Below are 12,639 nucleotides of genomic sequence, written 5' to 3' on the forward strand. Positions count from 1 at the left end.
ATGGGGATGGTCTGGGGTTACCTCAAACGCTGGGGCCTGCCGGTGCTGCGTCAGTTCAATCAGGCAGTGCCGGTATTGGTGCTGCTGGGCGTGGTGTTTTTGTTGATCGCCATCTGGTGGCTGGGCCCGCAGTGGACCTGGCGCGAGCGTCAGCCGCTGGGTGAACTGGCGATGCGCGTCTCGGCCAGTGTCATGGTGCTGGTGGTGCCGCTGCTGATCTGGGCGTGGCGGGTGCGTAATCGTTATCAGCGTTTGCAGGTTGAGCGCCAACACGAGGCTGCGGTGCAAGCCGATCCTTGCCTGCCTTATATCGAGGCGCAGGAGCGGGCACTGGACCGTAGCCTGGGCAATTTGCTCAACAACATGGAGCGCCGCCGTTCGCTGTATCAGCTGCCGTGGTACCTGGTGCTGGGTGAGGAAAATGCTGGCAAGACCAGCCTGATCACGCGCTCCAACCAGAGCTTTGCCTTGTCCCATGTGACCAAGGCTGGGGTCAGGGCCCATCAGGAAGAGCAACTGGCCTATCCGGTGGATTGGTGGATTGGCGACGAAGCAGTTTTGATCGACCCGCCGGGTGAGTTCCTCAGTCACCCGGGTTCACCGGCTGAAAACAGCGAGCAGCGCGGCAAGGTCAAACCGATACTGCCCGCCGGCACCCACCCGCGCCTCTGGTCGCACCTGCTCGGCTGGCTGACGCGCAACCGCAGCCGTCGAGCGTTGAATGGTGTGGTGCTGGTGATCGATGTGCAGGTGTTGTTGGCGCAGCGTCCCGAACAACGCAAGGCTCACGCCAACCTGCTGCGCACCCGATTGTTTGAGCTGACGCGGCAGCTGGGTACGCGCTTGCCGGTATACGTGACGCTAAGCAAGTTCGACCTGCTGGAGGGGTTCGAAGAGTTCTTCGCCCGCTTGTCGCGCAGTGGGCGTGAAGACCTCTTGGGTTTCACTTTCAGTCTGGACGCTGTGGATGATTTTGATGTCTGGCTGGCTGAGCTGACCCGCCAATATCAAACCTTTGTCGCCTGTCTGAGCGAACAGATTTTCGATGGTATGGGTGAATCGCGCACCTTGATCGAACGTGATCGTTTGCTGGCGTTGGCGCGGCAGATGGCCGGACTGCGCCCGGCTCTGTTCGGCTTACTCAGTGAAATGCTCGGCAGTGATCGCTTCACTACGCCGGCGCTGGTTCGCGGGCTGTATTTCTCTTCGGTGTTGCAGCAGGGAACCCTGAGTAATGCCTTCGTCAAAGAGGCAGGGCACGCCTACCGGCTGCCACCACCGCCACCCGAGGTCAAACCTGGCGGTGGTACAGCGATCTACTTTGCCCAGCAACTGTTCCAGCGTGTGATCTACCCCGAAGCGGGTCTGGCGGGCGACAACATCAAGGTGGCCCGTAGCAAACGGCGGATGCTGATCGCCGGGTTCAGTGTCGCGTCACTGGGGTGTCTGGTGATCATCGGGACCTGGCAGTTGTACTTCAACGTCAACCGTGACAAGGCGGCCAGCGTCTTGGCCAAAAGTCAGGAATTCAGTGGTCGGGATATCGACGCCAAGGTGGATACCACCGGCCGTAACCTGTTGGTGCCGCTGGACCAGATTCGGGATGCGGTGCTGGTGTACGGCGACTACCGCGAGGCCTGGCCGTTGCTGTCGGATATGGGGTTGTATCAGGGCAGGGCAATCGGCCCGCCGGTGGATGAGGCCTATCTCAATCTGCTGTCCAAACGCTTCCTGCCGGCGATTGCCAGCGGTGTACTGGACGCCATCGACACCGCGCCCGCCGGCAGCAATCAGCAACTGGCGGCCTTGCGCGTGTACCGCATGCTCGAAGAGCGGCAGAATCGTCGACCGGCCATTGTCCAAGAGTGGGTTGCCAAGCAGTGGCAGCGCGCCTATCCAGGCCAGGGCCAGTTGCAGGCCGATCTGATGGGGCACCTGGGCTACGCGCTGAAATACGCCGATGCCGACCTGCCGCACTACCGCGAACGCATTGCCCAGGTGCAGCAGCAATTGCGCCAGTTGCCCATGGCCGAACGGGTCTACATGAGCCTGAAACAGGATGCACTGGAGCGTTTGCATCGCCCGCTGGATCTGCGCAACGAGGTCGGCCCGGCGTTCGATATCGTCTACCGCCCGCTCAACTCTGATCAGGAGGGCAGCGGCCTGCAATTGCCGCCGCTGCTCACCGCCAAGGGCTTCAAGGACTATTTCGAGCCCGGCACCGAAGGCATCATCGAACTGGCGATGATCGACCAGTGGGTGCTCGGCGAGCGCCAACGCCTGGACTACTCCGACGAAGACCGTAAAGTGCTGACCCAACGCATCCGCGCTCTCTACAGTGCCGACTACATCGACAGTTGGCGGCGGGCGCTGAATCAGTTCGCGGTCACCGACTTCGATGACCTCAGTCACGGCGTGGCGGTACTGGAACAAGTCACCGGCCCGGCCGCTCCATTGCGGCGTTTGCTGGAAACCTTGCGCGACAACAGCGTGATCTACCCGGCCGTGCCCTTGGCTGAAGGGCAGGCGCCGCTCAAGCTGGACAAGATGCCAGAGGGGCAACAACAGGCCGCAGGGATTCGGCGCGCATTCTCCAGTCTTTCAGAGCTGATCACCGCACGAGGCGAGCAGCCGTCCTATTACGAAGAAACCCTGCGCTCGGTCAGTGCCGTCTACGACTACGCCAAAACCGTGCACGACAACCCCGACCCCGGCAAGGCGGCGCTGAAAACCGTACTCAACCGCTTCTCCCTGGACGGTGCTGACCCGATTGCCAACCTGCAGCGCGTCGCCGTGGGCCTGCCCGAGCCGCTGAATCAGCACGTCAAAAAACTCGCCGACCAGACCTCACAGGTATTGGTCATTGCTGCCCTGCGCGAACTGGAAAAACGCTGGGGCAGTGAGATTTACAGCTTCTACCGCGAGCGGCTGGCGAACCGTTACCCGTTCAAGGCCAGCGGCGAGGACGCCTCGCTGGAAGACTTCGAAGCCTTCTTCGGCCCACAGGGTCGACTGCAGCAATTCCACGATCAGTACCTGAACGTGTTCCTCAAGGACAACCTCGATGCTCTGTATTCCGACAGCCTCGGTGGCTATCTGGTGCGCAGCGACGTGCTTGAGCAACTGAAGAAAGCCGAGCGCATCCGCGACACCTTCTTCAACCATCGCGGCCACCTGGCCGTACAACTGACCATCGAACCCCTGGCCCTGAGCGCCACCCGCCTGAGCAGCATGCTCAGCGTCGACGGCCAGTTGATCCCCTACCAGCACGGCGCGCCGCAACGCACCGGACTGGTCTGGCCCAACAGCCTGGGCAACAGCAATGGCAGCCAACTGACCCTGGTGCACAGCACCGGCAACACCGCCAGCCTGAGCTATCGCGGGCGTTGGTCGTTGTTCCGGTTGCTCAGTCGCGGGCACCTTAATGGCCGAACCGACACCAGCGTGGACCTGACTTTTTCAGTCGCCGATGGGTTGATGCGTTATCGGATTGGCGCGCAGAAGGCCAACAACCCGATTACCCAGCGCAGTTTTGAAGGGTTTGTGTTGCCCAGGACGTTGTTGGAAGAAAAGCGGGGAGTGCGCAGTGATCATGTTACACAGCGGTAGGCTTCCCGCACGGTAGACAAGGCCGATCAAGTTGGCAGCATGAGCTACTCAACTGGGGCCAGGTAGCTCCCGGTCGCAATCAAGGCGGCGAGTCGGTTGGTTGCTGCCGTGGTCGTAGAGGTAGTGGGTGGTCTGCTGGTCGAAGCCGGTTTCCTTGATCAGGCGACCGGTCGGGTCGTACTTGAAGCTGGCGGTGCTGTTGTTTTCATTGCGCAGTTCGACCAGTTGGCCGAGGCGGTCCCAGCGGTAATCGAGGGTTGTGCTGTTGGCGTCCTGGCGCTGCTGGATCAGCCCGGCTTCGTTGTAGTGCCAAGTGGTGCGTTGGCGCAGGGCGTCTGTGTGGCTAAGCAAACGGCCCTCGGCGTCGCGCTCGAAGAGTTCTTCGGTTTTATCAGGGTGGATGAGCCGCGCCAATTGCCCTGCGCGGTACTCGTAGGTGGTGACATTGCCTTCGGCGTCGGTGAAGCGGCTGAGTTGGCCGAGGGCGTCGTAGTCCCATTGGCTGACCTTGCCCGAGCAGTCGGTGTAGCGGATCAGTTGGCCGTCGGCGTTATAGGCCAGTTGTTTGGCGCCGCCGTTGGCGTCGGTGATGACTACGGGCAGGTTGTCACTGTTGTAGCTGTACTGGGTGGTGTTCTCCAGCGTGTCGACGGTTTCGATGATGTTGCCGCGTTAATCGTAATCGTACTTCCACAGGCCACCTTCGGCGTCGCGGGTTTTGACACGGGCAGGGGCATTGGTGCGATCAAGCCGATGCCGGTGTCGTCTGGTTGTTAAAGAACAGGGTTGTCGGTCAGCGGTGAACGGAGCTGCGGGAGCCGCTGGCGATCAGGGTGGCGCCGCAGGTGGTCTTCATGCCATCCAACGCCACGGGAATGCCATTGACGGAATAGGTGCTGCTGCCTTCGGCGATCGGGAAGGGCCCCTTGCATGAGGGGCACATCACCATGTGGCCTTTGCCGGCCATCGGTTTACCGTTGAGGTTGGTGTGGGGGATGGATTCGGTGACAACGCCGCCGTGGTCGGTGGTGTCGCCGAGGCGGATGATGGTTTTCATACGATCTTCACAATAGCTATACCGTTATACTTCATGAAGTTGTTTGGGGATGGCATATATCCTTACGATATCCTCATTGCAAGCTTGGTCAAAAAATCTACTTTCGTAAAATATGAAGCTGTTTTTCAAGTTGCATCTTGAAAAGTGCTCTTGAATTTTTGCAAATTCGATGGATCTTTCATTGGAATTGTTCTGTTTTAAGCGTGCTTTAAAATTGTTGTCTTCTTTTTGATTTGGATAGATGAATATGTTTGGAATGATGGGGCGATTTTCGCAAGCATCACCAAAGTCTGTAAATGATATAGCGATGAATAGCTCGTCTTCTGTTATGTTTCTTGCTCGCGCTATAGTATTTATTGTATTTAAAAGGAATACTGAAAAGCCGATCAAAAAGTCTGTAGTGTTGCTTTTTCCTAAGGATTCTGAGAGTAGATCTGCTCTGCTGTACCTTGATATGAGTGGGATTTCCTCGAAACTATCATGACTTTCAAAGAATACATCCATGTCGTTGTATGGTTCTTGACTGATTATAGATTTGTATAGGTCAGTAAGTTTCATTTTTTCGGTATTTCCCATCCGTGATTATTTAGCCAGTCGATTGTTTTATTGGAGAAGGTTACATCGCCCTTTCCTTTGTCATGAATTGTCCCATCAAGATTGTAGCCTGACCCGCATGGGCAATGTGCATGCCACTGACTGTTGGGTACGCTCTGTTCCGGTCCGTCAATTCGTACAATTTCAGGCGGCGCTTGCTCTCTTTTAACTTTATTTTGAGCTTGTTTTGGGGTTCCGCCTGATCCGCCTTTCTTTTTGGCGAGGCCAAGTGGATCGATCCACTCCACCGGATTTGGCGCATAGGCATACACATTCAAGTCACCCGCAAACCCAATCGGATCCTTGCCAATAAATCGCCCGACCTGCGGATCATAGTACCGATAGCGGTTGTAGTGCAGCCCGGTTTCCACATCGAAGTACTGCCCCTGAAAGCGCAACGGATTGCGGATGTCGGTACGTTTGGCAGTCTCGCTGCGCTGTTCCTTGGCCAACCCCCAAGCCTTGTAGACTCCGGCCCAGGCGATATCGCCGTGTTCGTCCGTCAGCTCCATCGGTGTGCCAAGATGATCGCACTGATACCAGGCGAACGCGCTGAAGGTCACAGGCTTAGGTTTGTGCTGCCACACCGGATCACGGTCGATGTCGTAAGCACCCTCATAGACCGGTTCGGGCAGCAGTTGGATGCTGCGTTGCTCTACCGCCTGAGCCACCGGCACAAAGCTGCCCGGTTCAAAGAAGTAGTGGGTCAAGCGTTCGCTCTTGGCATTGTTGCGGCTTTCAAAAGCCAGCAGGTCACCGTCCCAACCGTAGATGGTGTAGCCACAGCCATACTGTTCGTCGAGCTTGGCGCGTTCCAGCTTGTTCCACATTGGCCCGGCTTCACGGCGGTCGTGGTACTTGGCTTTGGACAGCTTGAACAGTCGCCGGCCCAAGGCGTCGTAGGCGAAGCTGACGGTGAGTCGGTCATCTGCGTAGCCGATCAGACGGTCGTACAAATCCCAGGTGAAGTGGGATTTCTTGCCGTTATGCAGGCGCTCCTTGAGGTTGCCTCGCTCGTCATAGCTGTAGTGGGTGCCGACGTAGTCACGCAGCAGGTTGTCCAGCAGTTTGTTCGGGACATATTGATTGGGACGCCGCGGTGCCTGCGGATCCAGCAGATTGCTGGCCGGGTCAAAGGCGAAGGTCTCTTCGCTGCTGATGGTCTGGGCGGCAAGCAGGCGACCGAGCGGATCGTAGCGGTAGCTGAGCGCGCCGCGTCGGGTGTCGTCGATGCGGGTCAGTTGGCCCGCGGCGTCCTGCCGGTAGTTGCGCACCACCAGGCGTTGAGAGTCGCCGCGTTTCCCCAGTGCCTGTTCCTGGAGTTGACCATTGGGTGTCCAGGCTTGGCGTTGCTGTAGACCGTTGCCTTGGTCACGGCTGATCTCGCGGTGCAGGTTGTCACGTTGGTAGCTGAGAAGCTCCTGATCGTCGACTTTCAAAGCCAGCAGGTGGCCGCTGCCGTACGTTAGCCAACTGACCCGATGCCCATCCGGGCGAGTGGTGGCGATACGCTGGTTGAGGGCATCGTATTCATGCTTCCAAACCGCTACATGCGGTTCCTGCAGGTAGCGCAGGTATTGGTGCTCGCGGGTGTTGTTGCCCGCACGGTCGTAGAACCATTGCAGTTTGCAGGCGGCGTTCTCGGCCAGCAGCAAATTGCCGTTGCCGTCATAGGCGAAGGTTTCGCTCTGCCATTCCAGGCCTTCCTTGTGCCCGGCATGACGGACGATCAGGCGGCCCATCGGGTCGTACTCAAACTCGTTGACCCGGTCGCCATCAACGCGGCGAGTCGGTTGGTTGCTGCCGTGGTCGTAGAGGTAGTGGGTGGTTTGCTGGTCGAAGCCGGTTTCCTTGATCAGGCGCCCGGTCGGGTCGTACTTGAAGTTGGCGGTGCTATTGTTTTCGTTGCGCAATTCGATCAGTTGGCCGAGGCGGTCCCAGCGGTAATCGAGGGTTGTGCTGTTGGCGTCCTGGCGCTGCTGGATCAGCCCGGCTTCGTTGTAGTGCCAAGTGGTGCGTTGGCGCAGGGCGTCTGTGTGGCTAAGCAAACGGCCCTCGGCGTCGCGCTCGAAGAGTTCTTCGGTTTTATCAGGGTGGATGAGCCGCGCCAATTGCCCTGCGCGGTACTCGTAGGTGGTGACATTGCCTTCGGCGTCGGTGAAGCGGCTGAGTTGGCCGAGGGCGTCGTAGTCCCATTGGCTGACCTTGCCCGAGCAGTCGGTGTAGCGGATCAGTTGGCCGTCAGCGTTGTAGGCCAGTTGTTTGCTGCCGCCGTTGGCATCAGTGATGACTACGGGCAGGTTATCGCTGTTGTAGCTGTACTGGGTTTTGTTCTCCAGCGGATCGATGGTTTCGATGATGTTGCCGCGTTGATCGTAGTCGTACTTCCACAGCCCGCCTTCAGCGTCGCGGGTCTTGAAGAGCTGATCCTGATCATCATAGGCGTGATGAACACTGCTGCCGTCGGGGCGGATGTGTTGAAGCAGGTTGCTCCGGTCATCGTAGACATAGTTGTCGGTACTGCCGTCGGTGTGGATATGACGGACAACGTTCTTGGCATCGTCGCGGTAGAACCATTCTTCATTGCCGTCTGGATGGATGACACGGTAGGTGTAGCCGAGGATGTCGTAGTAGTACCAGGTCTCCTGGCCCAGCGCGTCGATGACGTAGGTCAGGCGGATATTCTCATCCCACTCCAAGCGGGTGTCGTAGGTGCCGTCGTCGTCCCATTCGTGTATGGCCTTCGCGTCGGCACCTTCACCTTGCCATTGCAGGTTGATACCGCGCCCGGTGCGGTCGGTATAACGGGTGATCAGGTGATGCTGATATTGGTAGTCCCACTGCGCGGTGTGTTCATCGCGGGCGGCAATCAGGTCGCCATGTTCGTCGTAGTCATAACCCGCGAGTTGGCGGTGAGGCTGGCCTTCGTGCATCAACCACAGAGCATTGATACGGCCGTGTTCGTCGAGACGGGTCTGAATGTGCTGGTGCTGAGTGTCATTCTGATAGGTGAGCAGGTCTGACAGCACGGCTCGGCCTGCGTGTTGATGCTCATAGTGCAGGGCGATGCGTGCGCCACCTCGCAGGGTAATGCCGCTGAGCAGATAGCGATCACCTTGCTTTTGAAATGTCTCCTGGCTGTCGTGACCGCGCACGACCACCAAGGTGTTGGCCGTGGTGCGAATCAGCAGCGTCCCTTCGATCGGGTCGTAGTGGTGCTTGCTGAGCTGGATATCAGGGTAACGCTGGCTACGTCCGTCGTGACCGTGGTAGCTCAGACCGTCTTCATGTTGGTCAATGCGGATCGAGAACGGCGTGATCCAGCGTGCGCCAAGGCTCCCCTGATCAAATGCAGCAAGGCTGGAGCGATAGGTTCGCGTCCACTCGATTGGGAAGGGGCCGGGCAGGGAGAAGTCGGTATGTTCCAGTGTTTCACTGCCAGTGGCGAAACTGATGCTGTGGCGAGTCCCTACTGGGATGCTAGGCCTGCAGTTCTTACAACCATTTGGGTCATGGGCGGATTTGCGCTGAGTTGATTGACTGACCAGTGGGCCTTGGCCTTGAGTGGCTTGAGCCCGGTTATTCTGGTGATTGGAGGCATTGGCCGCTTGGGTGCCGCGCCGCTTGCGGGCGGCCAATGCACTGACCAAGGCCATGATCAAGTTGCCGATGCTGCCGATTTTTTTCGGGTCTCCTAGCCCCTGTACTTTTTGCGCCACCGCCAGACCGATTCTGTCGGCGGCATTGGCGACGGTGAGCAGCTTCTGGCAAACGGCTTTGGACAGCAGCCTGTCGTCGATCATGAACTGGGCGGCAATGCCCACCACCGGGCCGAAGAAGAAAGAGCCGATCTTGGCTTTCTTGGCCAGCGCTTGTTGTCCTTGCTCGCTGGCAATACTTCTGAGCATACGGGCGAAGGCGGCGCAGGCTTTTCTGATTTCTGCAGCGATTTTGGTGAGTAGTTCGCTGAGACGCGCTTGGATGGCGTTGGCAAAATCCTCCAGGGCCCCGCGAGTTTTGTCGTTAAGGTTCTTTTCCAATGCACTGAGCATGGCCGTCGAAATGGCGGGTAGACCATTGCGCCTGACAGTTGAAAGCGTAGTGCGCACCGCCAGCCGTGCCGGGCCGACACCCGGAAAGGAGATCAGGCCTACGACATTGACGCCAAAGCTCACCCAGGTCAGGAAGTCGTTTTGATCACCGTCGATCAGGGTGAGCAGGTCACCAATCGCATCAATGGCGGCGAAGACGGTGCCGACACCGGGAATCACAGCGCCTGCGGTTTGTACGGCATTCCAGCCAATGGCATCGTTGGTCAGTTTGCGCAGCCACTTGTCGAGCTTTTCTTTCCCCGCATCAATGTCATTTTTGGATGTGGTATTGAGCGGTGCGGTAGCTGATTGAGGCGGGCGCGCAGTGGCTGCGGTCATTGTGTTTTCTCCGAGAGCTTGCGTGGCAATCCGAGCATCTCGGCGTTTTTCAGGAGTGACTGAGGTAACCGGGAGGGAAGGGCGGCCGCAGCGTTTGGTATTGGCACTGTCTTTTTCAGCAGGTCGGTGGCAAGGCTTGTTGGTGTTTGCTTGGTGGCGTTAAGCACCTTGTCCAGCAGGGTTAGCATTTGTGCCGGAAGTGGTTTTGAGGCTTCAGTAGCGCCTGCTTCTATCTGCTCATGCGGACCGGGAAAGCCGGGATCGGTCCAGACATCGACGGGGTCTTTGCTGAACAGCACTTTGGCCGGGCCTGGAGCGACGCCGGCTACCGCTGCAAATCCTTTCGCACCCAATGAACCTTTAAACACCTTGCCCAGCGCATCCTCAACCTGATACTCGCCCCCCTTGAAAGCGACTCCGTTCGCATACTGTTGGAGCAGCTCCAAATTCCCTTTACCTACCTTGGGCTCCTCCGGAAACGCTGCCGCCGTGCTCTTCGCAGCCTCATAGATAAACTGCACGGCATGCCCGGTGTACACCCCACCGGTGGCATGCGTAATCCCACCCGCGTTGTAGGTAGTGCTACTCCCCGCCGCCTGAATCACGATCTCTTCCTTGGCACTCAGGGTGATGCGCTCAGCCGTCACGGTGACCTTGAGTTTGGCCAACACGTTGATGTTGTCTTTCAGCGCCCGGATATCGATATCCCCGGACGCCGCCACCAACCGCCAGCCCAGGCTCTGCACAAAGGTGCGCACACCCCGGCTGGCGCTGACCAGCAGGCGTTTGCCGATGGCCAGGCTGGTGTGGCCGCCGCTGCTCAGGGCGAGATGTTCGCCGCTGGCGATGTGGGTCGATTGCGGGGTGCTGCTGGCGATGCCGGCGGGGCTGTGCAGCACCAGATGGGGTTCGGCAAGTTCCGGGTAGTGGTTGGCGTTGGGGTTGCCGCCGGTGCCACGGATGGCGCTGTGTTGGGCCTTGAGGGCGTCGGCGACTTCGTCCTGGTCGCCGCTTTCCTGGGCCAGGTGGTCGCGGGCTTCGCTGGCGAAGGTGGCGTGGTGTTGGCGGGCGGTGTCGAGTTGTTCGGCGGTTTCCCGCAGGTCGGTGTGGTGTTCGGCGGCGCGCGGGCGCAGTTGGGTGGTGAGTAATAGGCCGCCGCCTGCACGCAGTACGCCGTGGGCGTCGGTGCGCAGTTCAAAGCCTTCGCCGCGTGGCACGCCGCCGCCGGGTCGTGGGTGGGTGAGATAGCCGAGAGTGAGGGCACTGGCTTGGTGGTCGCTCATCAGCGCGGCGCTGATTTGCCCGGTGGTGTCGTCAAGACGCAGTTCGTTGTGGCGTTCACCGTGCAGTTCTTTGCTGCGGATCGGGCTGAGGGCCTTGAACTCCGGCAGTTTGTACGGTGCGCGGTTGATGGCGTGGTAGCTGCGGCCGATGATCAGGGGCTGGTCGGGATCCCCTTGCACGAAGCCGACCAGTACTTCTTGACCGACTCGGGGCAGGGCGACGTGGCCCCAGCCGGCGCCGGCCCAGTTGTGGGTGACGCGCACCCAGCAGGAGCTGCGGTCGTCGTCCTGGCCTTCGCGGTCCCAGGGGAATTGCAGGCGTACGCGGCCGTGTTCGTCGCAGTAGATTTCTTCGCCGGGCGGGCCGACCACGGTGGCGATCTGCGGGCCTTCGATGCAGGGCTTGGGGCGCGGCGGTGCTTGCCATTCGACGTTGTCGGGAATCAGCGTGGCGGTGAAGCTGTAATGGGTGCCCACCTGGCTGCCGGCGGCTTCTTCTTCCATCGCGGTGTGCTGGTGGCCGACATGTTTGATGGCAACGGCGCGCCAGCCGATGTTGAGGTCTTCACGGGAATGGCCGGTCAGATCGAACGCCAGCCCCGGCACCAGGCGCGCATCGTCGCCTGTGACTTCGGCGGTGCGCGCATCACCGCGCAGGCCTTGCAAACGGGTGAGGGTGAAGGGCTTGCCAGCGTCGTCGTGCTTGTAGCGGCCGGGGTAGTCGTAGCGTTCGTAGCCGGGGCTTTGGTGCTCCAGTTGGTGCACCTGTTCGTGCTGTTCCAGGTTGTAGCTCGGGTGGGTGAAGGTGTAATCGCGCTGGGTCTGTTGGGCGCTGCGCACCTGCTCGCGGTAGGTGAAGCTGTGCAGCGCTGGTTGGGCCTGGTCGCCACCGGGGTTGGCCTCGTATACCAGCGGTTCGCCCTCAATCACACCGAAGCTGGCGATATGGTCGGCCTGGATCAGCTGATGCCCGCCCTCGCTGTGCTGGAAGATGGATAGCAGGCCTTCTTCGCGGGCCAGGCGCTGGTAGAAGTCCCAATCCAGTTCGCCGGCCTGCACGCAGTATTCGCGGGGCAGATGAGACTCGGTCAGGTGTTGGCTGCAGGCGCCCCAGCGGCGTTCGGTGCACAACTGTTCGAGGATCTGCGGCACGCTGCGCTGCTGGAAGATGCGCCAGTCTGATTGCAGGGTGGCGCGGGCCAGCTGCGGTTCGATCACGGCGCGGTAGGAGGTGCGGCGAAAGCCGGTTTTGCCTTGCTCGAAGCAGCTGATCAGGCCGTGCACATGGCGTACCGGTTGCTCGCCTTGCCAGATGCTCAGGGTGGCGGGTTGGTCCAGCAGTTGCGCGAAGTCGGCAGTGTCCGAAAGGCTGACCAGATCTACGGTCAGGCGATACAGTTCGCACAGTCCTTCGTTGAGTTCAAACGAGACTACATCGAAGTTGATCTCGGCAGTCGAGCTGAAGGTAAAGCGCACTTCGCGCGGATGAGACATGGCAACTCCTGCGGGCAATCCCTGTGGCAGGTCTTAATGGCCTCGAACTTTAAAGAGGCATTCTCTGCCTGTCGCCTTCACACTTTCCGTGTGTGCTGTGGGAAGTTTCCTTAGTTGTGCGTACGGATGCTTTTTTTCGGGTACCAAGTTGCATGGAGGGACTACGAAAAAA

At 59.4% G+C, this 12,639-nt stretch carries 7 protein-coding genes; 2 read left to right on the forward strand and 5 right to left on the reverse strand.

Annotation, left to right across the window (positions count from 1 at the left end; genetic code table 11):
* Positions 1 to 3,609 carry a type VI secretion system membrane subunit TssM gene (gene tssM / locus BLU71_RS06915; RefSeq protein ID WP_083352646.1) on the forward strand — a complete coding sequence of 1,203 codons (3,609 nt, stop codon included), beginning with the start codon at positions 1 to 3 and terminating at the stop codon, positions 3,607 to 3,609.
* Positions 3,610 to 3,657: 48 nt separating this feature from the next.
* Here tssM and BLU71_RS27980 read toward each other — a convergent pair whose 3' ends face one another.
* Positions 3,658 to 3,960, reverse strand: coding sequence for a hypothetical protein (locus BLU71_RS27980; RefSeq protein WP_331717128.1), 303 nt, complete (start codon positions 3,958 to 3,960; stop codon positions 3,658 to 3,660).
* Between BLU71_RS27980 and BLU71_RS28105 the strand changes: the two genes are divergently transcribed.
* Positions 3,949 to 4,386: a hypothetical protein gene (locus BLU71_RS28105; RefSeq protein ID WP_419866579.1), complete on the forward strand. Its 438-nt coding sequence runs from the start codon at positions 3,949 to 3,951 to the stop codon at positions 4,384 to 4,386. The two genes, BLU71_RS27980 and BLU71_RS28105, sit on opposite strands and share 12 nt — an antisense overlap.
* Before the next feature lie 16 nt (positions 4,387 to 4,402).
* On the opposite strand, the gene BLU71_RS06930 is transcribed toward BLU71_RS28105, so the two are convergent.
* From BLU71_RS06930 to BLU71_RS06945, 4 genes are read right to left on the reverse strand one after another with little or no spacing between them, the layout of a single operon-like run.
* Positions 4,403 to 4,666, reverse strand: coding sequence for a PAAR domain-containing protein (locus BLU71_RS06930; RefSeq protein ID WP_083352649.1), 264 nt, complete (start codon positions 4,664 to 4,666; stop codon positions 4,403 to 4,405).
* Positions 4,667 to 4,690: 24 nt separating this feature from the next.
* A complete protein-coding gene (locus BLU71_RS06935) occupies positions 4,691 to 5,224 on the reverse strand; it encodes an Imm15 family immunity protein (RefSeq protein ID WP_162276423.1) in 534 nt (177 codons plus the stop codon).
* Complete coding sequence (locus BLU71_RS06940; RefSeq protein WP_083352651.1) at positions 5,221 to 9,690, reverse strand: RHS repeat-associated core domain-containing protein; 4,470 nt, start codon at positions 9,688 to 9,690, stop codon at positions 5,221 to 5,223. The genes BLU71_RS06935 and BLU71_RS06940 overlap by 4 nt, the downstream gene beginning before the upstream one ends.
* Complete coding sequence (locus BLU71_RS06945; RefSeq protein WP_083352652.1) at positions 9,687 to 12,467, reverse strand: type VI secretion system Vgr family protein; 2,781 nt, start codon at positions 12,465 to 12,467, stop codon at positions 9,687 to 9,689. Before BLU71_RS06945 ends, BLU71_RS06940 begins: the two co-directional genes overlap by 4 nt.
* Between the last annotated feature and the right edge of the window lie 172 nt (positions 12,468 to 12,639).

This window comes from Pseudomonas moraviensis (assembly GCF_900105805.1).
GTDB lineage: Bacteria > Pseudomonadota > Gammaproteobacteria > Pseudomonadales > Pseudomonadaceae > Aquipseudomonas > Aquipseudomonas moraviensis_A.